The 23,407-nt window shown below is 64.1% G+C and carries 18 protein-coding genes; 15 read left to right on the top strand and 3 right to left on the bottom strand.

The genetic code is table 11. The features are described from left to right. Window positions 1–225: 225 nt before the first annotated feature. Together dnaK and dnaJ are read left to right on the top strand one after the other, a co-directional pair. Window positions 226–2,136, top strand: coding sequence for a molecular chaperone DnaK (gene dnaK, locus EDF56_RS03650; RefSeq protein WP_132385344.1), 1,911 nt, complete (start codon window positions 226–228; stop codon window positions 2,134–2,136). Between the two features lie 81 nt (window positions 2,137–2,217). After that, complete coding sequence (dnaJ, locus tag EDF56_RS03655; protein WP_132385345.1) at window positions 2,218–3,351, top strand: molecular chaperone DnaJ; 1,134 nt, start codon at window positions 2,218–2,220, stop codon at window positions 3,349–3,351. Window positions 3,352–3,485: 134 nt separating this feature from the next. Here the strand turns inward: dnaJ and EDF56_RS03660 are convergent, their stop codons facing one another. Continuing rightward, entirely contained in the window at window positions 3,486–5,789 is a 2,304-nt protein-coding gene (locus EDF56_RS03660) for a patatin-like protein (protein ID WP_132385346.1), read from the bottom strand. Window positions 5,790–5,860: 71 nt separating this feature from the next. Here EDF56_RS03660 and radA point away from each other — a divergent pair, with 71 nt between their 5' ends. The 10 genes from radA (at window position 5,861) to EDF56_RS03710 (ending at window position 16,354) form a co-directional block, all read left to right on the top strand. Continuing rightward, window positions 5,861–7,228, top strand: a complete 1,368-nt coding sequence (gene radA / locus EDF56_RS03665; RefSeq protein ID WP_132385347.1) for a DNA repair protein RadA — start codon at window positions 5,861–5,863, stop codon at window positions 7,226–7,228. A gap of 85 nt (window positions 7,229–7,313) precedes the next feature. Next, window positions 7,314–7,841 (top strand): CvpA family protein, encoded by a 528-nt coding sequence (locus tag EDF56_RS03670; RefSeq protein WP_132385348.1) that lies wholly within the window; start codon window positions 7,314–7,316, stop codon window positions 7,839–7,841. Window positions 7,842–7,846: 5 nt separating this feature from the next. Then, window positions 7,847–8,278, top strand: coding sequence for an iron-sulfur cluster assembly scaffold protein (locus EDF56_RS03675; protein ID WP_132385349.1), 432 nt, complete (start codon window positions 7,847–7,849; stop codon window positions 8,276–8,278). Between the two features lie 50 nt (window positions 8,279–8,328). Beyond that, complete coding sequence (locus EDF56_RS03680; RefSeq protein ID WP_132385350.1) at window positions 8,329–9,960, top strand: MFS transporter; 1,632 nt, start codon at window positions 8,329–8,331, stop codon at window positions 9,958–9,960. After that, window positions 9,950–10,993: an alanine racemase gene (alr, locus tag EDF56_RS03685; RefSeq protein WP_132385770.1), complete on the top strand. Its 1,044-nt coding sequence runs from the start codon at window positions 9,950–9,952 to the stop codon at window positions 10,991–10,993. The genes EDF56_RS03680 and alr overlap by 11 nt, the downstream gene beginning before the upstream one ends. Window positions 10,994–11,089: 96 nt before the next feature. Next, a complete protein-coding gene (gene phaR / locus EDF56_RS03690) occupies window positions 11,090–11,647 on the top strand; it encodes a polyhydroxyalkanoate synthesis repressor PhaR (protein ID WP_132385351.1) in 558 nt (185 codons plus the stop codon). A 96-nt stretch (window positions 11,648–11,743) separates the two neighbouring features. Continuing rightward, complete coding sequence (gene proS, locus EDF56_RS03695) at window positions 11,744–13,282, top strand: proline--tRNA ligase (RefSeq protein ID WP_132385352.1); 1,539 nt, start codon at window positions 11,744–11,746, stop codon at window positions 13,280–13,282. Between the two features lie 21 nt (window positions 13,283–13,303). Then, window positions 13,304–13,888, top strand: coding sequence for a DUF805 domain-containing protein (locus EDF56_RS03700; protein WP_132385353.1), 585 nt, complete (start codon window positions 13,304–13,306; stop codon window positions 13,886–13,888). Window positions 13,889–13,939: 51 nt separating this feature from the next. After that, window positions 13,940–15,319: a M20/M25/M40 family metallo-hydrolase gene (locus EDF56_RS03705; RefSeq protein WP_132385354.1), complete on the top strand. Its 1,380-nt coding sequence runs from the start codon at window positions 13,940–13,942 to the stop codon at window positions 15,317–15,319. A gap of 183 nt (window positions 15,320–15,502) precedes the next feature. Next, window positions 15,503–16,354, top strand: coding sequence for a sulfite exporter TauE/SafE family protein (locus EDF56_RS03710; protein ID WP_132385355.1), 852 nt, complete (start codon window positions 15,503–15,505; stop codon window positions 16,352–16,354). 19 nt (window positions 16,355–16,373) lie between these two features. On the opposite strand, the gene EDF56_RS03715 is transcribed toward EDF56_RS03710, so the two are convergent. Continuing rightward, the gene (locus EDF56_RS03715) at window positions 16,374–18,350 is read right to left on the bottom strand and encodes a M3 family metallopeptidase (protein ID WP_132385356.1); all 1,977 of its coding nucleotides are present in this window, start codon (window positions 18,348–18,350) and stop codon (window positions 16,374–16,376) included. A gap of 302 nt (window positions 18,351–18,652) precedes the next feature. Here EDF56_RS03715 and rnr point away from each other — a divergent pair, with 302 nt between their 5' ends. Further along, window positions 18,653–20,926 (top strand): ribonuclease R, encoded by a 2,274-nt coding sequence (gene rnr / locus EDF56_RS03720; RefSeq protein WP_132385357.1) that lies wholly within the window; start codon window positions 18,653–18,655, stop codon window positions 20,924–20,926. Window positions 20,927–21,053: 127 nt separating this feature from the next. Here rnr and EDF56_RS03725 read toward each other — a convergent pair whose 3' ends face one another. Further along, on the bottom strand, window positions 21,054–21,509 hold the full coding sequence (locus EDF56_RS03725) for a universal stress protein (RefSeq protein WP_132385358.1): 456 nt from the start codon (window positions 21,507–21,509) through the stop codon (window positions 21,054–21,056). 173 nt (window positions 21,510–21,682) lie between these two features. Between EDF56_RS03725 and EDF56_RS03730 the strand changes: the two genes are divergently transcribed. Together EDF56_RS03730 and EDF56_RS03735 are read left to right on the top strand one after the other, a co-directional pair. Continuing rightward, window positions 21,683–23,011 carry a pyruvate dehydrogenase complex dihydrolipoamide acetyltransferase gene (locus EDF56_RS03730; RefSeq protein ID WP_132385359.1) on the top strand — a complete coding sequence of 443 codons (1,329 nt, stop codon included), beginning with the start codon at window positions 21,683–21,685 and terminating at the stop codon, window positions 23,009–23,011. 1 nt (window position 23,012) lies between these two features. Further along, window positions 23,013–23,405 (top strand): acyl-CoA thioesterase, encoded by a 393-nt coding sequence (locus EDF56_RS03735; RefSeq protein ID WP_132385360.1) that lies wholly within the window; start codon window positions 23,013–23,015, stop codon window positions 23,403–23,405. Window positions 23,406–23,407: the final 2 nt, after the last annotated feature.

Raw genomic sequence — 23,407 nt, forward strand, 5'->3', positions numbered from 1 at the left:
TCCTTCTGGCAGGCGTTCGGCCGGGGCGGTCTCTGGGCTGTAAAAAATTTGGGGGCCATGAAAATTTCGCGTGCCTAATGCCATTGCAACGCTCTTGTTCCAACACAAACCGCACCTATATGCCGCATCGACGACTTGAACGTCATCGAGCCGTGCAAGCCGCCTTGCCTCGTTCGGGGGGGGCTATCCGCGCGGTGTCATCCACTGACGTGAGGAATGGGGATAATGGCAAAAGTAATTGGTATCGACCTCGGCACCACCAATAGCTGCGTGGCCGTGATGGACGGCGGCAAGCCGAAGGTTATCGAGAATTCCGAAGGCGCGCGCACGACGCCCTCGATCGTCGCTTTCACCAAGGATGGTGAGCGCCTGATCGGGCAGCCGGCAAAGCGCCAGGCCGTGACCAACGGCGACAACACGATTTTCGCGGTGAAGCGCCTGATCGGCCGCCGCTTCGACGACCCGGTGACCAAGAAGGACACCGAGCTGGTTCCGTACCACATCGTCAAGGGCAAGAACGGCGACGCCTGGGTCCAGGCCGGCGGCGAAGATTACAGCCCGTCGCAGATCTCGGCCTTCACTCTGCAGAAGATGAAGGAAACCGCCGAATCGTACCTCGGCGAGACCGTGACGCAGGCCGTCATCACCGTGCCCGCCTACTTCAACGACGCACAGCGCCAGGCGACTAAGGACGCCGGCCAGATCGCCGGTCTTGAAGTGCTGCGCATCATCAACGAGCCGACCGCGGCGGCGCTGGCCTATGGCCTCGACAAGCAGGACGGCAAGACCATCGCCGTCTACGACCTTGGCGGCGGTACCTTCGACGTTTCGATCCTCGAAATCGGCGACGGCGTGTTCGAAGTGAAGTCGACCAACGGCGACACGTTCCTGGGCGGTGAAGACTTCGACACCAAGCTGGTCGAATGGCTAGCCGACAAGTTCAAGGCCAAGGAAGGCATGGACCTGCGCAGCGACAAGCTCGCTCTGCAGCGCCTGAAGGAAGCGGCCGAGAAGGCGAAGATCGAACTGTCGTCCACCGCGACGACCGAGGTCAACCTGCCCTTCATCACCGCACGCATGGAAGGCGGCGCCACCACCCCGCTGCACCTCGTCGAAACCGTTACCCGCGCCGATCTTGAAAAGATGGTTGCGGACCTGATCCAGCGCACGCTGGAACCCTGCCGCAAGGCGATCGCCGATGCCGGTCTTTCGGCCAAGGACATTGACGACGTCGTGCTCGTGGGCGGCATGACCCGCATGCCCAAGGTGCGCGAAGTCGTGAAGGACTTCTTCGGCAAGGATCCGCACACCGGCGTGAACCCGGACGAAGTGGTCGCCATGGGCGCCGCGATCCAGGCCGGCGTGCTTCAGGGCGACGTCAAGGACGTGCTGCTGCTCGACGTTACCCCGCTGTCGCTGGGTATCGAGACGCTGGGCGGCATCATGACCAAGATGATCGACCGTAACACGACGATCCCGACCAAGAAGAGCCAGGTCTACTCGACCGCCGAGGACAACCAGCAGGCGGTGACCATCCGCGTGTTCCAGGGCGAGCGCGAGATGGCGCAGGACAACAAGATGCTCGGCCAGTTCGACCTCGTCGGCATTCCGCCGGCACGTCGCGGCGTGCCGCAGATCGAAGTAACCTTCGACATCGACGCCAACGGCATCGTCAACGTCTCTGCCAAGGACAAGGGCACCGGCAAGGAACAGCAGATCCGCATCCAGGCTTCGGGCGGTCTGTCGGACAACGACATCGACCAGATGGTCAAGGATGCCGAGAAGTTTGCCGAAGAGGACAAGAAGCGTCGTGAGGCCGCAGAGGCCAAGAACAACGCCGACAGCCTCGTCCACGCGACCGAGCAGCAGATCGCCGAGCATGGCGACAAGATCGACGCCGGCCTGAAGTCGGAAGTCGAAGCGGCCATCGCCGCGACCAAGGCAGCGATCGAAGGCGGCGATTCCGCCGACATCACGGCCAAGTCGCAGGCACTGACCGAAGTGGCGATGAAGATGGGTCAGTCCATCTACGAGAAGGAGCAGGCTTCGGCTGCGTCTCCGGACGCCGCTCCGGCCGAGGACGATGGCGTTGTCGACGCCGAATTCTCGGAAGTCGACGAAAACAACAAGGGCTGACCGGTCCTCATGACAAGCGTGGCCGCCATCGTAACGGATCGTAGCGGTGGCGGCCAGGTCGCACGCGGGGAATAACGAAACGTGTCAGCTACCGAAATCGACTATTACGAACTGCTCGAAGTAGAGCGCAGCGCCGACGACAAGACTATCAAGTCCGCCTATCGCCGGCTCGCGATGCGCTATCACCCCGACAAGAATCCCGGTTGCGGCGATTCCGAGGCGCGCTTCAAGCAGATCAGCGAAGCTTACGATTGCCTCAAGGACCCCCAGAAGCGGGCGGCCTATGATCGCTATGGCCATGCTGCGTTCCAGCAGGGCATGGGCGGTGGCGGCCCGGGCATGGGTGCCGAATTCGGCGACATCGGCGACATCTTCGAATCCATCTTCGGCAGCGCCTTCGGGGGCGGCGGCGGACGCCAGCAGGCACGCCGCGGCGCCGACTTGCGCTACGACATGGAAATCAGCCTCGACGAGGCTTTCCAGGGCAAGACCACCGAGATCACCATCGAGGTCTCGCAAAGCTGCGAGCCCTGCCACGGTTCGGGCGCCGAGCCCGGCACCGGCAAGCGCACCTGCAATATGTGCGGCGGCCACGGCAAGGTTCGCGCGCAGCAGGGCTTCTTCGTGGTCGAGCGCACTTGCCCCACCTGCCACGGCCGGGGCGAAGTGATCGAAAAGCCGTGCCGCTCCTGCGGCGGCGAGGGCCGGGTGGATCAGCCCCAGACGCTTCAGGTGGAAATCCCGCCGGGGGTCGATTCGGGTACCCGCATCCGCCTTGCCGGCAAGGGCGAGGCCGGGCCGTTCGGCGCGCCTCCGGGCGATCTCTACATCTTCCTCCATGTGAAGCGCCACAAGGTGTTCGAACGCGACGGCACTTCGCTGCTGACGCGAGTTCCGATCACGTTCACGACGGCGGCACTTGGCGGATCGATCGAGATTCCGGGTATCGACGGCGAGCCGATCACGCTCGACATTCCCGCTGGCATCCAGTCGGGCAAGCAGTTGCGCAAGCGCGGCGCCGGCATGCCGGTGTTGCAGGGCAGGGGTAGGGGCGATCTCGTTATCGAGATCACCGTCGAGACACCCACCAAGCTTTCCGCGCGCCAGAAGGAACTGCTGCGCGAACTTCAGTCCACCGAGACGGGCGAGGAATGTCCCGGCTCGAAGGGCTTCTTCGATCGCATCAAGGAAGCGTGGAACGACCTGACCGAGTAATTCGGGCCGCGATTCACCTCATAACACCTCGTCGTCCCCGCGAAGGCGGGGACCCTGCTTTTCTTGCGATGTAGCAATGAGGCAGCGGGGCCCCCGCCTTCGTGGGGGCGACGAGTGGTTTTGGGACGAGAGCCTCAGGTGTTCCCACCGCGCAGCACCTCTTCGCGCAGGTTTTTGATAAGCTCCGGATCAGCAGTCAGCCGATCCTCTTCTTCTTTCAGCACCGCCAGAAAAGCGTCCCGGCGCAGGGTTTCGATCTCGCGTTCCGGGAGCGCATATTCGCCGTCCAGCGTGGAAGCGAGCAAGTCGATCATCCGCTCGGCGCCGTGAAGCCGGCCCCAGAGATAGTCGTTCTCACGGTAGGCGCGGCTGAAGAAGGCGCCGAAGTTGTAGAATTCCGATCCGCGCAAGGTCGGCCCTTCGCGGATCGCGGTGCAGTCCTCGGGCGAGATGCGGTCTACACGCACCGGATCGAACTCGGTCAGCCCATCGCCGCGCAGCAAAGGCAGCGTCACCGTGTCGTAGAACGGGTAACCGAGGTAGGCGAGCAGCAGCCGCTTGCGCAGTCCCGCCGGCATGGCCGAGAGCATTTCGGCAAGGATCTCGTCTACTTGCGCGTCGATTTCCAGCAGCTCGCGGCGGTCGGCGACGTGATCGAGCAGCGCGCCGGGATCCTCGAACACGCGTTCGGCAAGCGCGGTGAATTCCTCACCCAGATATGACACCGATTCGGCGTCGATATAGAGCGCCAGCGCGCCGTAGATCGCCTCGCGCGCGGCGTCGCGCTGGCTCTCGTCAACATCGCCGTCGAGGCTCCACTCTTGCGTTACTCGGCGCGCCAGCAGACGCAGACGGCGGATGCGAAAGGAGATGTCCTGCATGAGGAAGAAGGCCGCCATGCCGGGCGATGTCCCCCCGCGCAGCGGCTGCATGCGGTCGATCCCGTTCTCCGAGAGATAGGAATAGAGCCGCTCGACGATGGGCGCAGTCGAGCCGACACCCAGCCCTTTCGCCGCTTCGAATACGAGCCGCGCCAGCATGGTGACGACGCCGGTAAACTTGACCTGGACATAACCGTGGTACGCAAAGCCCGCCTGCTCGAACGCGGCCTGTTGCGCGCGCGCCCGCCAGTTTGCGAGCCGCTTGGGAGTCGGCCGGTCAAGGAACAGCGTATGCCCGAAGAGGCTGCCCACCGTGTCCTCGATCTCCGGGCGCAGCGCGCGCACGATGGCGCGCAGCGTGGCCATCTCGCGCGAATCTTCCTCCAGCGCTTCCAGATTGTCGCGGATCGGCTGCTCGCGCGGGATCGAGGAGAGCGAGCCGAAGATCGTTGTGAAGAAGCCCGGAGGCCGCGTATCGCGCCTCAGGTCGGCGCCGATCCGGTCCGGCGCGGGATCGATATAGACGAAGCGGCGGTCCACCTCGCGCGTGGCCGGGCGATCGCGCAGCACCCGCATGGCATCGGCGAACGGCGCGTTCACCAGCACCGAGCCGTCGATCAGCGAGACCGAATCGAGATCGCCGCGTGCCGCATGCTCGGGCATGACCCGCCGCACAAACGCGTCGCGTCCTGGCCAGTCGATGCCGCTTTCGCTGACAAGCCGGTCGATCTCCTCCAGTTGGAGCGGCGGGAATGCGCCGGGAAAGCTGGCGGTCGAGCGCGCAGCCATGACCAGTTCGGGAAGTGCCGCCAGTTCCGGTTCGCCGCTGCGGGCGCGGAAGCCGAACGTCAGCCGGTGTTCGCTTTCCAGCACCAGTTCGGGTGAGTGGAGCCGCAAGGTTTCGAGATGCCCCTTGAAGTCGGTGGCAGTGACGAACAGGTCGATCGGGTGGCGCAGCGGCAACAAGGCCAGCCCTTGAGTCGCCCCCATGGCCGTCAACGCGCGCGCGAGCAGGCGCGAAAAGCCAATGCCGCTGAACGGCGGCTCGAACCAGCGCGAGCGGATCAGGCGGGAGAGCTTGTCACGCACTTCCTGCCGCGTTTCCGGAGCGACGCTGGCATTCACGGCATTGCCCGGCCGCGTCAGCAGGTAGGACACGAGCGGGTGCGCCCAGAACTTGGTGCGCCCCGACCACGGCTTCGCCTCGGGATCGAGCAGTTCGTCGACATCGGCGCATTCGAGCCAGAGGTCGGTGAGCGGTTCCAGCGACTGCCCCGAGTGGACCGCCTGTGCCAGAAAGATCGAGTTGATACCGCCTGCACTGGCTCCGGCGACAATGTCGCACAACACCCGCAAACGCAGGTTTCCGGCCGCTTCCAGCCCCCTCAGCAGGCGCAGGTAAATGGCGGTGGTCCCCACCGGCTCAACATCGCCGGCCCAATAGGCGCGGCTGGCTTGGAGGACCTTCCACAGCTCCTTGGTGACACCGTGCATGTAGACGGCAAGGCTGACGCCGCCGTAGCAGACGAGCGCGATCCGCAGTTCCTTCTGGCGCATGGACTTAGCTTGGAACGGCTCGCGCCGAAAGGCAATTGCGTTCTCATTCCGTTCCAGATAATCGATGCGCCATGGTGAAGCCCAAGCGTAGATATGTCTGTCAGGCCTGTGGAGGCGTTTCCAACCGCTGGCAGGGTCAGTGCCCCGATTGCAGCGAGTGGAACACGCTGTCCGAGGATGCGCCGCAGACGGTGTTCTCCTCGAAGCACGATCTTTCGTCGGGCGGGCGGCCGATCCTGTTTACGCCCCTCGATGCCCCGGGCGAATTGCCCAAGCGGCGAGCGAGCGGACTTGCCGAATTCGACCGCGCACTGGGCGGCGGACTTGTGCCGGGCTCGGCGATTCTGCTGGGCGGTGATCCGGGCATCGGCAAATCGACGCTGCTGCTTCAGGCTGCGGCGCATATCGCCAATTCCGGCAGTACGGCGGTCTATGTCAGCGGCGAAGAGGCGGCGGGGCAAGTGCGCCTGCGAGCGGAACGCCTTGGCCTGTCGAAATCGCCGATCCAGCTCGCTTCAGCGACTTCCGTGCGCGATATCCTGACGACGCTGGGGATGATGGATCCGCCCTCGCTGCTGGTGATCGATTCGATCCAGACCATGCATTCGGACACGATCGAGGGCGCACCCGGCACGGTCAGCCAGGTGCGTGGCTGCGCTTTCGAACTGATCCGCTATGCCAAGGAAAACGACGTCACGCTGATCCTTGTCGGCCATGTCACCAAGGACGGCAGCATCGCCGGTCCGCGCGTGCTGGAACACATGGTCGACGTGGTGATGAGCTTCGAGGGCGAACGCAGCCATCAGTACCGCATCCTGCGCAGTCTCAAGAATCGCTTCGGTCCGGTCGACGAGATCGGCGTTTTCGCGATGGAAGGTGCCGGGCTGGCCGAGGTCGGCAACCCGTCGATGCTGTTCCTGTCGGGTCGTGAGGACGCGATGGCAGGCAGTGCGGTTTTCGCGGCGATGGAGGGCACGCGGCCGGTCCTGATCGAGATCCAGGCGCTGATCGTCCGTCTTCAGAGCGGGGCGACACCGCGCCGTGCCGTGGTTGGCTGGGATTCGGGCCGCATGGCCATGCTGCTGGCGGTGCTGGAAGCGCGCTGCGGGCTCAATTTCTCCAGTGCGGAAGTCTATCTCAACGTCGCCGGTGGCTACCGTCTGGCAGACCCGGCCGCCGATCTTGCCGTGGCTGCGGCGCTGGTTTCGGCGCTGGGGGACCGCCCTCTGCCCAAGAACGCGGTCTGGTTCGGCGAAGTCTCGCTGGCGGGCGAGATTCGCCCGGTGGCCCATTCATCGATCCGACAGCGAGAATCGGCCAAGCTCGGATTCGGTAGCGCGTTCGGCCCGGTCGCCACCACGAAGCCCGAGAAAGGGCTGGACTTCACGGGCCTTTCTATGTTGCCCAACCTCGTTGACCGTATTCTGACGGATGCCTAGAGCCTGCCGGCGAAGGGAGCGAGGATCGCCATGGGCGTTCTCGGTGTTATCTCTTCGATCTTCAGGCTCTAGTTTCGCGGATACCATGACCGGTTTCGATATTGCAGTTCTCGTCATCGTCGGCGTTGGTGCCGTCACGGGTTTCATGCGTGGTTTCGTGCAAGAGATCCTTGCCCTGGGGGCGTGGGTCTCCGCTGTCATCGCCATCCGCACACTGCACACGCCGGTCGCACACTGGCTCGAACCCCATACCGGCGACGGTTCGGCAACGCCTGTCCTTGCCTTTGCGCTCTGCCTGCTGGTGCCGTTCGCGGCGGTCAAGCTGGTCGCCAACTGGGCGGGCCGCGCAAGCCGTGCCTCGCTGCTGGGCCCGATCGACCGGGTGCTGGGTTTCGGCTTCGGCGCGGTCAAGGGCGTGCTGATCACGGTGATCGGTTTCTCGGTGCTGGTGCTCGGCTACGACACGATCTGGGGGGCGGCCGGCCGCCCCGACTGGATCAAGGAGGCGCGGACCTATTCGTTCGTCAATGCCAGCAGCGAAGCGCTGGTGAAGATGCTGGCCGACCGGCGGCGTGAGGCGCAGACGGCCGACGCGCAGGACAGCAAGTCCTGACCGGCATGACAACAACGGTCCTCTATACCCCCGAAGTCCTTGGCCTAGCGGTAAGGCTGGCGGCATACCGCTGGGACGGCGAACTGCCGTTCACGGCGGAAGCGCGCTCGCCCAGTTGCGGCAGCACGATCGCGCTCGGCCTCTCGCTTGACGGGGAGGGCAGAGTGGCCAGGCTCGGCGTGCGCAGCCAGGCCTGTGCGATCGGACAGGCTGCCGCCGCGATCTTCGCCGATGCCGCACAGGGGCGTAACCGTGCGGAACTGGCCGAGGCGGGGCAAGCCATTTCCCGCTGGCTTGCCGGCGAAGCGCCGCTGCCCGATTGGCCCGGCCTTGTAACGATCGCCGCCGCGCGGGACTATCCGGCGCGGCATGGCGCCGTCATGCTGCCGTGGAGAGCTGCTCTCGCCGCGCTTTCCGAGGCAGGCGAGACCGGTTAAACCGGACCAAACGGCCTGCCGGGGGGCAATGCGGCCACATGGGGGTGAAAATGGCAGAGGCAGTGTGGCAGCGGCAAGCAGCGGCGCCCAGCACGTCCGACATCAGGCTGGTGATCGCCGCCTCGTCGATGGGTACCGTGTTCGAGTGGTACGACTTCTTCATCTACGGCACCCTTGCCGCGATCATCGGCAAGACATTCTTCCCATCGGGCAATGTCACGCTGGAAACACTGCTGGTCTGGGCCGGCTTCGCAGTCGGCTTCGGTTTTCGCCCGCTCGGCGCGATCCTGTTCGGGTTTCTGGGGGACCGGCTCGGCCGGAAGTACACATTCCTCATCACCGTCACACTGATGGGCATCGCCACCGCCGGGGTTGGCCTGATTCCCTCCACCGCCCAAATCGGCATGGCTGCGCCCGCCATAGTACTGCTGCTTCGCGTGTTGCAGGGCCTTGCGCTCGGTGGCGAATACGGCGGTGCGGCGATCTACGTATCGGAACATTCGCCGCCGCGTCGACGCGGCTTTTACACCAGCTTCATTCAGGCGAGCGTGGTCGGCGGGTTCGTGCTGAGCCTGCTCGTAGTCCTCTGCTGCAAGGCGGTGATGGGGCCAGCGACATGGGAGGCGTGGGGCTGGCGCGTGCCTTTCGTGCTGTCGCTCGGCTTGCTGGCGGTCTCACTATGGATGCGCCTCAAGCTCTCCGAGAGCCCGGTTTTCAAGGCGATGCGCGAGGAGGGTGAGCTTTCCGGCAATCCCTTCAAGGAAAGCTTCACTTACCCCGGCAACCGCAAACGCATCGTCATCGCGCTGTTCGGCATTGCCGCCGGGCTGACAGTCATCTGGTACACGGCGATGTTCTCGGCGCTGAGCTTCCTCAAGGGCGCGATGCGGATGGAGGATACCAGCGCGGAGATCATCGTCGGAGTCTCGGCCGCGCTGGGCATGGTCTTCTTCGTGATCTTCGGCAGCCTGTCCGATCAGGTCGGCCGCAAGCAGCCGATCGTACTGGGCTATGTGCTGACGCTGCTGCTGCTCTTCCCGTCGTTCTGGTTGATCGGCAATTACGCCAATCCCGGCCTTGCCAATGCGGCGGAGCAGGCCCCGGTTTTCGTGGCAGGGCCGGATTGCCGCTACAATCCCTTCAGGACCGAACAGGCTACGCCTTGCGGTAAGCTGCTCGGCGATCTTGCCGGCGCGGGTGTATCGTATCGGCTGGATGCGGCACCGAAGCTGGAAATCCAGGTCGGAGAAAGGGTCCTCCCGCTGGCCGCCTATCCATGGGAGGACAAGGCGGCGCGCGGCAAGATGCTGCAGCACTGGCTGGGCCAGTCCGGATACGATTTCGCCAAGGTTCGGCCCGGCATTGGCGAGGCTGTGATGATCGGCAGCGTGCTGGTTGTGCTGATGGCGCTTTCGGGCGCGACCTATGGACCCGTCGCGGCACTGCTGTCGGAAATGTTCCCGCCGCGCATTCGCTACAGCTCGATGTCGATCCCCTATCACATCGGCACGGGCTACTTTGGCGGTTTCCTTCCGCTGATTTCCAGCTACATGGTCGCCAGCAGCGGCAACCCCTACCAGGGCCTATGGTACACCTGGGGGGTGGTCGCAGTCGCCCTCGTGGTCTCGCTATGGGGGCTGCGGGGAGGCCCCCCGCGTGACTATGGTGAAGATGCTCCCTGAAGTTCTTGAACCCGCTCTCCGTCTCGACATCGATAGCGACGCGCTCGTCTCCAACTGGCGCGCGCTCGATCGGCTTTCGGGAGCGGCGCGGGCAGGGGCGGCAGTCAAGGCGAACGCCTATGGCCTCGGCGCGAAGCAGGTCGTGCCCTTGCTGCGCGAGGCGGGCTGCGCAGACTTCTTCGTGGCCCACTGGGGCGAAGCGGCCGAACTTCTGAACTCTGCCGAGCCGACAAGCATCGCCGTGCTGCACGGTCCGCTTAGCGATGCCGATGCCGCTTTCGCGCGTGCTTCCGGAATCGTTCCGGTTATCAATTCGCTCGCGCAGGCCCAGCGCTGGAACGCTGCGGGCGGGGGACGGTGCCATCTGATGGTGGACACCGGGATCAACCGTCTCGGCGTTTCGCTCGCCGAATTGGGCGACGATGCGGTGCGTGCGCTCGATATCGATGTGATGCTTTCGCACCTTGTCGCCTCGGAAGAGGAAACCGATCTCAACGCGCTGCAATGCGCGCGCTGGAATGCTGCGCGCGGAGAGGTGCGCCATGCCCGTGCCAGCCTTGCCAATAGCGGTGGAATCGCGCTCGGAGCGGATTTCCACGGCGATCTGACACGTCCCGGCATCGCGCTCTACGGCGGCGTTCCACGCGGCGAGATGGCCGCATTGTTGCGGCAGGTCGCGCGGCCGCAAGCCGCGATCCTTCAGGTTCACGATGTCGCGGCGGGAGAGACCATTGGCTACAACGCCACGTTCACTGCGCCGCACGCCATGCGCGTGGGCACGATCGCACTGGGCTATGCCGATGGCTACTTGCGGTGCTGGTCCGGCAAGGGCGCATTCCATGCGAACGGGAAGCGTCTTCCCGTGCTAGGCCGGGTGAGCATGGACATGACCGTGATCGACCTTTCATCGGCGTCCGATCTGGGCGAAGGCGACTGGGTGACGGCCGATTACGCGCTTCCCGAAGCGGCGGCAGTGTCCGGCCTTTCGCAATATGAGCTGCTGACTTCTTTAGGGCGCCGCTTCGGCCGTTAAGTCCGGCATAACCGTCTTTTGCTGCGCAGCAAATTGTGTTGCGTTGCGATATTCCTGAGTGGTATCCTCGGTCCCCTAAATCATTGGGGATTGGCTATGGCTGAAACGGGTGCGCACGAAGACGACACCGTCATAATCAAAAAATACGCAAATCGGCGGCTCTACAATACACGTTCGTCGAGCTACATCACGCTCGACCATCTCGCGAAGATGACCCGCGAGGGTGTGAACTACAAAGTGCTGGATGCGAAGACCGGCACCGATATCACGCATACCATCCTCACCCAGATCATCATGGAAGAGGAATCGAACGGCGAGCAGATGCTTCCCGTCAACTTCCTGCGCGAACTTATCAGCATGTACGGCAATTCCATGCAGTCGCTGGTGCCGCACTATCTGGAAGCGTCGATGGATAATTTCCGCGCCAACCAGACCAAGCTTCACAAGGCGTTCGAGGACAGCCTTGGCAACAATCCGCTTGCCAAGCTGGCCGAACAGAACATGGCCATGTTCAAGGCCGCCGCCGCTGCCTTCATGCCCGGTGCCGAAAAAGCAGAGCCCAAGGCTCCGCCGGCCGAGGACAAGGGTGACCTTGCGGTGTTGCGCGAACAGATGGCCGAAATCCAGAAGAGGCTTGACGCGCTGGGCAAATAAGGGTCTGCGCAAGGGCCCTTCGCGGTGTAGAAACCCGATGGGCCCGAATGCGGCGGATGGTCCGCCCGCATCACAGACAAGCAGGAAGTAGCCCCAGTGTCCGCTATTCGCCACGCCCTCTCCGTCAAGCGCGAGGACGACTTCGCCCAGTGGTATCAGGAAGTCATTTCCGAGGCCGAAATGGCCGAGGAGTCGGGCGTTCGCGGCTGCATGGTCATCAAGCCATGGGGCTACGGCATCTGGGAACGTATCCAGCGCCTGATGGATGACCGCATCAAGGAAGCGGGCGTCACCAACTGCTATTTCCCGCTGTTCATCCCGCTCTCGTTCTTCTCCAAGGAAGCCGAGCACGTCGAAGGCTTCGCCAAGGAAATGGCGGTCGTCACCCATCACCGTCTGATTGGTGACGGCAAGGGCGGCCTCGTTCCCGATCCCGAAGCCAAGCTGGAAGAGCCGCTGATCGTCCGCCCGACTTCGGAGACGGTGATCGGCGCCGCCATGGCGCGCTGGGTCCAGTCGTGGCGCGACCTGCCGCTGATGGTGAACCAGTGGGCCAACGTCGTGCGCTGGGAAATGCGCACGCGCATGTTCCTGCGCACCAGCGAGTTCCTCTGGCAGGAAGGCCACACGGCCCACGCCAACCGTGAAGACGCGATGGAAGAAACGCTGCGCGCGCTCGAAATGTACCGCGACTTTGCCGAGACCGAGCTGGCCATGCCGGTGATCGCCGGTGAAAAGCCCGAGAACGAACGCTTCCCCGGCGCGGTGGCGACTTATTCGATCGAGGCCATGATGCAGGACGGCAAGGCCCTTCAGGCCGGCACCTCGCACTACCTCGGCACCGGCTTCGCCAAGGCTTCCGGCATCCAGTACCAGGACAAGGAAGGCACGCAGCAGTACGCCCACACCACCAGCTGGGGCACCTCGACCCGCATGGTCGGCGGCATGATCATGGTCCATGGCGACGATGACGGCCTGCGTGTGCCGCCGATGGTTGCGCCGCACCAGATCATCATCCTGCCGATGCTGCGCGACAATGACGAGGACGCGGCGCTGCTCGCCTATTGCGAGGACCTGCGCAAGTCGCTGGTCAAGCAGTCGGCTCTGGGCGAATCCGTCCGCATCCTGCTCGACAAGCGTCCGGGCAAGGCCACGCAGAAGCGCTGGGCCTGGGTCAAGAAGGGCGTGCCGCTCATTCTCGAAATCGGCGGGCGCGATGCGGCCGGTGGTCAGGTTTCGATGCTGCGCCGCGACAGGCTCTGGAACGAAGCGGGCAAGGCCAACTTCGTCGCGATGGCCAAGGACGACTTCATCGCCCGCGCCGCTGCCGAGATCGAGGAATTCCAGACCGCGCTCTACGCCGAGGCGAAGGCGCGCCATGACGCCAATATCACCCGCGTCGGCAGCTTCGACGAACTCGTCGGCTTCTTCACGGAAGACAAGCGCTATCCGGGCTGGGTCGAGGTTGAATGGGCCCGCCCGACCGGCGATGAACTGGAAACCGTGGTGCAGAAGCTCAAGGCGCTGAAGCTGACCATGCGCAACACCCCGCTCGGCGGTGACGCGGTGACCGGCGCCTGCGTCTTTACCGGCCGCCCGGCGGTCGAACGCATTTACGTGGCCCGCGCCTACTGAGGAAACGGAAAGGAAGAGGACGTGCTGGGATCGATCAAGTACAATCTGACGAACCTGCTGAACTTCAAGGGCCGCGAAGCGCGGCAAACCTTCTGGTTCTACGTCCTCTTCCTGTTCATTCTGCAATACGCGGCGGGATTGCTCATCTCGATGCCGATGATGAGCGGGATGATGAAAGGCGCGTTCAGCGCTGCGCAGCAAGGCGCGACCGAGGCTGAGCTTCAGGCCCGGCTGATGGCACAGATGGCGGGGTACATGCGCACCGCCATGACACTCAATGCGGTGGTTGCGGTGATTGCCGGGCTATTGCTGCTCACTGCGTTCATCCGCAGGCTTCACGATTCGAATCGACCGGGCTGGATTGCCTTGATTCCACTGGTTCTTTCGCTCGCCGCGCAGGCGCTCATCTGGTCCAAAATGGGCGAAATCATCGTCGCGATGAACCGGGTTTCGGGCTCAGATCCCACCGCCATCCTCTCCATGCAATCGAAGGTTCTGGGCGCCAGCCTGATGAGCTGGGGCGCGATTTTGATCGTCATCGTCTTCGGCGTCTGGCCCTCGACACCTGGGCCGAACCGCTATGGAGACGCGCCGGTTCGGCACTGATCGCCACCTCGGGCCTTGCCAATCGTGGCGTGAGGCCCGACAAGCGCGCCCATGACGAATAAGATCCTGGTCGCCGCCGTACTTTCTACCAGCATTCTCAGCCCGATCGCCGCCAGCGCTGCCGATGCGCCGGCGGTGGCGGATGCCAAGACCGCCCCCAAGGCCGTCGACGTATCCGAAGCGCGGATGCACGCGGATATCGAAAAGCTGGTCTCTTTCGGCACCCGTCACACGCTCTCGTCCGACACGGATCCTAAGCGCGGCATCGGCGCCGCGCGGCGCTGGGCAGCCGATGAGTTCCGCAAGACCTCCAAGGCCTGCGGCGGCTGTCTCGAAGTGGTCATGCCCGAAAGCATGGTCAGCGGCACGCGCATCCCCACGCCGGTCAAGATGGTTGACGTGGTGGCCATCCAGCGCGGCACGGAACGTCCGAACGAGGTCGTGATCGTCGAAGGCCACATCGACAGCCGCGTGACCGATGTGATGGACATCAAGAGCGATGCCCCCGGCGCCAATGACGACGGATCGGGCACTGCACTGGTGCTTGAGGCTGCGCGGGTGCTCTCGAAGCGCAAGTTCCCGACTACCATCGTCTATGCCGCGCTTTCGGGCGAAGAGCAGGGCCTCTACGGCGGCAAGCTGCTCGCCGATTACGCGAAGAAGCAGGGCTGGACCGTCAAGGCGGTGCTCAACAACGATATCGTTGGCGGCACCCACGGTTCGGACGGCGTGGTCGACGATTCCCATGTGCGTCTCTTCTCCGAAGGGCCGCGCGCAGATTCCACGGACAAGACCCGCGCCGACGCCCGCCGGTTCGGCGGCGAGAACGACAGCCCTTCGCGCAATATCTCGCGCTTCATTGCCGCACTGTCGGGCGGCGTGCCGGACAAGCTTGAGGTCCGTCAGGTCTGGCGCACCGATCGCATGGGGCGTGGCGGCGATCAGCTCCCGTTCCTTGAACAGGGCAATCCGGCAGTGCGCTTCTCGGTCGCCATCGAGGACTATAACGAACAGCATCAGGACCTGCGCACCGAGAATGGCGTGCGGTACGGCGATACCATCGACCGGATGGATTTCCCCTATCTGGCCCGCGTTACCCGTCTGAATATTGCAGCGCTCGCTGCGCTGGCGAAAGTACCGATGCCGCCTGAGGCGAAGGCCGATTCTGCCGTGAAGACCTGGACCGACGTGAGCTGGAAACCGGTGGACGGCGCAGTGGCTTACTCCGTGTGGCGTCGCCGCACCGATGCCGGCGAATGGGAAGCGCAGCCACTCGTGGCGAAAACCGCCGCGACAAGCGTCAAGCTCGACGGTCTGCGCGGTGACGACTGGATTCTTGGCGTCAGTTCGATCGCGGCAGACGGTAGCGAAAGCCCGGTCGCCGCGGCCGTGCCCGGCGGTGGCTTCCTGCCGCTTGGTTCGCCGCAATAGGCTGTCTGCGATCCAGAATGAGTATATCGAGGTGCTTGCCAAGCAGCGCCGTATGGATAGAGAACCAGCGCTTCAAGGGCGCGCGGGGAAAGCAGGGCCGGACACGGCCACTCTATCCCGCGCCTGCCGCCCGGTCCCGACCGGTTCAGGCCCCCGGCATGCGTTTTGGAGAGTGAACTGGCAATGACCCACCCTCTGGACATGATGCACGCGATCGCGGGGCTTCTCGTCGGCGTGCTCGTGGGCCTGACCGGCGTTGGCGGCGGCTCGCTGATGACGCCGCTGCTGGTTCTGATGTTCGGCGTGAACCCGCAAACCGCTGTCGGCACGGACCTGCTCTTCGCTGCAGTCACCAAGATCTGCGGTTCGGTGGTCCACGGCAAGCGCGAGACGGTTGACTGGACGATCGTTCGCCGTCTGGCCTCCGGCAGCATCCCCGCAGCTATCGTGACCGTGGGCGTGCTCGCCTATGTCGGCAAGATCGGCAAATCGTCGGAGAGCGTGATCCTGTTCTCGCTGGCGATATTGCTCTTCGCAACCGCGCTGGCGGTGGCGTCGCGTAAATGGCTGATGCGTTTCGCACGCCACAGCGACGAGCTTACCCCTCCAGGTAAAGTCACGTTCGGCACGATCTTGCTGGGCGCGGTGATCGGCGTTGCGGTCTCGATTTCATCGGTCGGTGCCGGTGCCATCGGCGTGACGGTGCTGCTGTTGCTCTATCCGCGCCTGCAGGTTTCACGCTTGATCGGATCGGACATCGCCCATGCCGTGCCGCTGGCTCTCATCGCGGGGACCGGCCACTGGATCATCGGCGACGTCAATCTTGTGCTTCTGGGGAACCTGCTGATCGGCTCTATCCCCGGCGTGGTTTTGGGCAGCTATCTCTCCTCGCACGCGCCTGACAGAGTGCTTCAGCCGCTGCTGGCCTGCGTGCTGGCCGTCTCTTCGTGGCAGCTCATGGTGAAGTCGCGGATGCAGGATGCGGTGCATGCGCCGGTTCAGGCCGTGGCCCGGGAACTGGCCCCGGCGCATTGAACCGGAGCCGGAGCCGGGGTTACTGGTCCTTGGCCAGTTGCGCTTTGTAGGCATCCAGGCTGATCGGTCGTCCCAGGAACGCTTTCACCAGTTCGGCCGAGGGCTGGGAACCACCGGGGGCCAGAACCAACTGACGATAGCGTTCCGCCGTTACCCGGTCTCGCAGGCCATGCGTCTGGAATTGCGTGAAAAGATCGTCGGCGATCACCAGCGACCAGGTATAGGTGTAATACGTCGCGCTATAGCCGTTCAGGTGGCTGAAACTGTCCTGGAACTGCCACCAGTCGGGCACCGACCAGACGACGTTACGCGCATAGATCGCCCGCGTCGCCGCACCGAGATCAGCGGGTGCCGGGGCCTGATGCAGTCGCAGCGAAATCTCTGAATAAGCGACACCGCGCAGCTCATCCATTCCGCGGCCGAAATACCGCGCGCGATTCATGCTGGCGACGAGCTCGCGCGGAATGGGCTTCCCCTGCGCATCGGATGCGAACGTGGCAAGCGTGTCGTAGTCGTAGGCCCATTGCTCCAGCATCTGCGACGGTGCCTCAACGAAGTCCCATTCGTTGGCCACGCCCGATTGGCCCGCCCAGCGCGCGGTCTGGCCGCCGAAGATGTGGTGCAGCATATGGCCAAATTCGTGAAGGAAGGTGACGACGTCGCCATGCTCCATCAGCGCATCGGCATCTTCGCCCGCCGAGACATTGGTGACGAGCGCTCCCACGGGAATGCTGCGGCCTGCAATCCCCATGCGCAGGCCGATCATGTTGGCGTGTTCGTACTTGCCCGGGCGCGGGTGCGAATCGAAATAGAAGGCGCCGATGACCTTTCCGTTTTCGACCATTTCATAGGTTTCGACGCGCGGATCCCACGTTGCGGTCCGCCATGGGCGAATCTCGACGCCGAACAGGTCCGACGTCAGCTTCAGGATGCCGTCCCGCACTTTCGCATAGGAGAAGTACTTACGAGCCTCCTGAGCATCGTAGGAATAGTCCCGCTGCTGCACGCGCTGTGTGTAAAATGGCAGTTGCCACAGCGTGAGTTCGCTTGCCCCGGGATCGTCACGCCGCCGCTCCGCAAGCAGTTTGGCATAGTCTCGCTCGGCAATGGGACGGGCGATGGTTTCGACGCCGCCGAGCAGTTCGTCCACTTTCGCGGGCGTGTTCAGCATGCGGTCTTCGAGGGCGAGCGCGCTGTAGTCCTTGCGTCCGAGGTCGGATGCCAGTTGCGCCCGGTCGTTCAGCAGGTTCGTCAGCAGGATGTCGTTCTGCGGATAGCCGCGCGTGCGGGAAGCCCGGAGCACGCGCTCGCGCAGATCGTCGCTGCGGGCATATGTCAGGACCGGCACAATGTCAGTGCTGTCGGTGGACAGCGTGACCTTGCCATTCGCGCCCGCCGGGTGGGCGGCTATGAAATCGTCGGGCAGACCAGCCAGTTCGGCCGGATCGGCTTCAAGCGTCTTGCGGGCGTCGGCAATGCCTTTTTCGAAAGCGGTGCCGTTGGCGGCGATGCGATCCTGCAACGCCTGGATCGCCTTGCGGCCATCGGGCGACTGGGCGACACCGGCGCGGTCGAAAGCCTCTAGCGAGCGCGTCAGGTAATAGCGCGTGGCGGGGTCGGTACCCGCGTCCACGGCCTTCAAGCGATCATATACGGGTCGAGACAGGCTGAGCTTGGCCGATGCATTCTGCATGCGGACCTCGCACGCGGCACCGGCGTCTCGGCGCGGGGCATCGGCCATCACTTCTCGAAACAGGCCGAACTCACCCTGTGTTGCCGCGATCAGGTCGTAGATGTCATCGAAACGCTGCAAGGTGCCGTCGTCGGTGGCAGCGCCGCGTTCGGCCTCGAGTTCGGCAATGCGGCGGTCGATTTCGCCCGCGAGCTTGTCGCAACGTGCATTGAGCGCGGCAGCATCGGGCGCATCGGCAAGAATGCTGCCAATGAAAGTATCGACAGGTGCAGGAGCTGCTTTTGCTACTTCCGGTGTGGCCAACAGAGTACAGGCCAGCGCCGTACCGGACAAAAACGCCGAAAATCGACAAGATGATGGTGCCCGAAGCATGTCGATATCCCCCAATATCCCCAATTTCTTCGAACAATACTGTAGTAATTAAGATGCGACAAGTCGCAGGAGTGGGCAGGCACGAGCCACTCCGGCTTTTGTCATTAGCGTCGGCTTCAATCGGCAATGTTGCGTGATGAATGGCACTGAAGTCGGCAAAACGGGCGGCGTGGGCGCAGGGCGCGTCTTATCGCGGATTGTATTTACCCGCGTTTGTCTCCAAGTGCGGAGATATGCCTCGCCCCAAGAACACTACGCCCCGGCACGAGCCCGGCCTGCCCACCCGCCAGCAGGTGCTCGACTTCATCCAGAACTCGACCGAACCGGCCGGCAAGCGAGAGATCGCGCGGGCCTTCGGCCTCAAGGGGCAGGAGAAGATCCAGCTCAAGGCGCTGCTCAGGGACATGGCCGAGGAAGGCCTGATCGACGGCAAGCGGACGGCGTTCCACCGCATGGGCGGGCTGCCCAAGGTCACGGTGCTGCGCATCATCATGATCGAGGAAGGTGAGCCGATCGCCGTTCCCGATACCTGGACGCCGGACGATGCCTCGCCGCCGCCGCGCATCCGCCTGATCGAGAAAGGCCGCTCGGCACTCAAGAAGGGCGACCGCGTGCTGGCTCGCACGGAAGAAACCCCCACCGGTTGGCGCGGCTATCCGATGAAGAAGCTGACGCTGCGCTCGGAACAGCTCCTCGGCGTTGTCGAGATCGACGGCGCGGGCAAGCCCTGGCTGGCACCGGTGGACAAGCGCATCCGCAATTCCTCGCCGATTTCCGACCTCGGTGGCGCCGAGAAGGGCGAACTCGTGCTGGCCGAACCCATTGGCCGCTCCGCGCGCCCCTCGGTCAAGGTTACCGAAGTGCTCGGGGAGCCGCTGGCGCCCAAGGCGTTCAGCCTGATCGCGATCCACAAGCACGGCATCCCCAATCACTTCACCGAAGAGACCATCGCCGAAGCCGAGGCGGCGGCGAAGATGCCCCTCAGCCATGAGAAGCGTGAGGACCTGCGTCACCTTCCTATCGTCGCCATTGATCCCTCGGACGCGCGCGACCACGACGATGCGATCTGGGCCACGCCGAACGAGCAGGGCGGTTTCGACGCGCTCGTGGCCATTGCCGACGTCTCCTTCTATGTCCGGCCCGGCGGCGAACTGGACCGCGAGGCGCGCCGTCGCGGCAACTCGGTCTATTTCCCCGACCGCGTCGTCCCGATGCTGCCTGAAGTGCTCAGCGCCGATGTCTGCTCGCTCCGCTCGGGCGAGGACCGCGCGGCCATGGCCTGCCACCTCAAGGTGGATGGCGAGGGCAAGGTGGTAGACTGGCGCTTCACCCGCGCGCTCGTGCGCATCCATGAAGTGATCGCCTACGAAGACGCCCAGACCCGCATCGACGAGAACCGGGCGGAAGAGCATCTCCAGCACCTCTGGGCCTGCTGGAAGTTGCTCGCCAAGGCCCGCGAAGCGCGCGATCCGCTGGAACTCGAACTGCCCGAGCGCCGCGTGAAGCTTGACGAGCATGGCCGTATTGCCGAAATCGCCATTCGCGAGCGGCTCGATGCGCACCGCGTGGTCGAGGATTTCATGATCGCCGCCAACGTCGCGGCCGCCAAGGCGCTGGAAGCCAAAGTGGCTCCCGTCGTCTACCGAATCCACGAAACGCCGAGCCGCGAGAAGCTGACCACGCTCAAGGACTATCTGGCGACATTCGGCCGCAAGCTCTCGCTTGGGCAGGTCATCACGCCGGGCCTGTTCAACCGTATGCTCAAGGACATCGCGGACGAGAGCGAGAAGGCGCTCATCATGGAGGCAGTGCTGCGCAGCCAGACGCAGGCCTATTACGGCCCGCGCAATGAAGGGCACTTCGGACTCGCGCTCGGCTCCTATGCGCACTTCACGTCGCCGATCCGCCGCTACGCCGACCTTCTGGTCCACCGTGCGCTGGTCGATGCCTATGGGCTGGAACAACCCGCACCCAAGGGCGATATCCCGGCAACCTCGGGCCTGTCCGAGCGTGACCGAGACGATCTTGGCCGCGTCAGCGACGCCATCAGCCAGGCCGAGCGCCGCGCGATGGAGGCCGAGCGCGAGACCATCGACCGCTATGTCGCCGCCTGGCTTTCAAGCCGTGTCGGTGAAGTCTTCGATACGCGCATTACTGGCGTCCAAAAGTTCGGCTTCTTCGCGACGATCATCAGTCTTGGCGGCGACGGCCTCGTGCCGGTTTCGACTCTGGGCGACGAGCGCTTTGCCTATGACGAGAAGGCGCAGGTCCTCGAGGGTGAAAGCAGCGGCACGAGCTATGCTGTGGGCCAAATCCTGCGCCTGCGCCTTGCCGAGGCGAATCCGCTGACCGGCGCGCTCAAGTTCGAGCTGGAGGAAGGCGGCGGCCGGATCGAACCGCGCGGGCGGCCGACTCCGATGAAACCGCTGAAAAAGAAGGGCGGCCATATGGTCGGCCAGCGCGGCAGGCCGGGCAATATCCGCCATCAGGGCCGTAAGAAGAAGTAACGAGAGCGGGGCAGGGGGATTACCTGCCCCATTCCCGTCATTGCGAGCGTAGCGAAGCAATCCAGAGCGACCCGAGCCGCCGATGGATTGCTTCGCTACGCTCGCAATGACGAAAAAAGAAAGTGGCTCAGCTCAGACGCTCGATCGCTTCGGCATCGAGCGTCCCGGGAATCACGAAGACCGGGCAGGGCATCTGGCCAAGTCCCGCACCCGTAAAGTGCGCTACCAGCGGGCCGGGCCCGCCTTCCTTCGCCGCACCCAGAACAAGCGCCGATACCTCCGGATGCTCCTTGAGATATTCGCGCACGATCTTGATATCCTCGCCCATGCGGACCGAGATCACCGGCATTTTCGCGCCTTGCGACAGCAGGTTGCCGGCCGCTGCCGTCACCAGCGTTTCGGCGCGGGCGCGGGCTTCTTCCTCGATCGTCGCCTGGACGCCGCCAAAGGCATTGAAAGGCTGCGGCGGTACCAGCGCCAGGAGATGCAACATGCCGTCGGTCTTCGCGGCGCGGCGCGCGGCGAACTGGAGAGCGACCAGCGCCTCTTCGGTTTCGTCAACGATAACCAGATAGATACGCATGACTTTTTGGCCCTGATCCCCTTGCGAACTGCTTATCAGGCCATTCAGGTCTCTGTGCAAGAGATCACGAATGGCGAAAGGATTGCGAAGGCGCTTGTATGCTGCGCGCAACTTGTCCAAGGAAAGGCCAACCCTCCCCCCTCCACAGGATAACAAGGGACACACACGCTTCCATGCCCATCGAGATCAAGATGCCCGCCCTGTCCCCCACGATGGAAGAGGGAAAACTGGCAAAATGGCTGGTTAAGGAAGGCGACACCGTCAACTCCGGCGACATCATGGCCGAAATCGAAACCGACAAAGCCACGATGGAATTCGAAGCCGTCGACGAAGGCGTCGTCGGCAAGATTCTGGTGCCGGAAGGCACCGAAGGCGTGAAGGTCGGCACCGTGATCGCCGTGATCGCCGGTGAAGGCGAAGACGCCAGCGCTGTCGCCGCCGCTCCTGCCAAGACCGAGGCGCCCAAGGCGGCTGCCCCGGCTCCGGCCGCTGCACCTGCTGCTGCGCCCGCGGCTGCTCCGGCTCCCGCGCCTGCCGCCGTGGCCACTGACGGCCGCGTCGTTGCCTCTCCCCTCGCCAAGCGCATCGCCGTCGCCAAGGGCGTCGACCTTGCCGCCGTGACCGGCACCGGCCCCAAGGGCCGCATCGTCAAGGCCGACGTCGAAGCCGCCCAGCCCGGTACCGCCGCGCCCAAGGCTGCTGCTCCGGCCGCCGCCCCAGCGCCTGCCGCCGCGCCTGTCGCTGCCGGTGAAGCCAAGCCCGCAACCGTCGAAATGGCGCCCGAAACCCGCGCTCTGCTGGATGACCGCATCCCGCACGCCGTCGAAAAGCTGTCGGGCATGCGCAAGACCATTGCGCGTCGCCTTACCCAGTCGATGCAGGAAGCGCCGCACATCTACCTCACCGTGGACGTGCGCCTCGACAAGCTCATGGCCCTGCGCGCCGAGATCAACTCCATGCTCGAAAAGCAGGGCGTGAAGGTTTCGGTGAACGACATGCTGATCAAGGCCCTTGGCCGCGCGCTGATCGACGTGCCGGAATGCAACGTGACCTTCGCCGGTAACGAGCTGATCAAGTATGCCCGCGCCGACGTGTCGGTTGCCGTTTCGATCCCGGGCGGCCTGATCACCCCGATCGTCCAGAACGCCAACGGCAAGTCGTTCTCCGAAATCGCCAAGGCGACCAAGGATCTCGGCAAGCGCGCCAAGGAAGGCAAGCTGCAGCCGGGCGAGTATCAGGGCGGCACCGCCTCGATCTCGAACATGGGCATGATGGGCATCAAGCAGTTCACGGCCGTCATCAACCCGCCGCAGGCGACGATCATCGCCGTCGGCGCCGGCGAGAAGCGCCCGTGGGTCATGCCCGACGATTCGCTGGGCATCGCCACCGTCATGAGCGCAACCGGCAGCTTCGACCACCGCGCGGTGGACGGTGCCGATGGTGCGCGCCTGATGGCCGCCTTCCGCGAATACGTCGAAACGCCGCTGGGCATGGTTGCCTGAGATGGAAGACAAGACCAGCGGTTGCCCGCGTGACCCGGTGATCCGGGTCACGGCGATGCCGGCCGATGCCAATGCCTATGGCGATATCTTCGGCGGCTGGCTGATGAGCCAGATGGACATGGGCGCCGGCCTTATCGCCGCGCGCCGTTCGCGTGGCCGCGCGGTCACCGTAGCCATGGACGGCACCCAGTTTCATCTGCCTGTAAAGGTAGGTGACGAAGTGTCCGTCTATGGAGAGATCAAGCGCGTCGGTCGTACCTCGCTGACGATCGCCATCGAAGCCTGGCGTCGCCATCGGCATGAAGAAGAAGAAGTGAAGGTGACGCAGGCCGTGTTCACCTTCGTCGCGGTGAACGAATTCGGCAAACCGCGCGTCATCGATCAGGAGAAGTAACT

The sequence above is a fragment of the Novosphingobium sp. PhB165 genome, from assembly GCF_004341845.1.
Taxonomy (GTDB): Bacteria; Pseudomonadota; Alphaproteobacteria; order Sphingomonadales; family Sphingomonadaceae; genus Novosphingobium.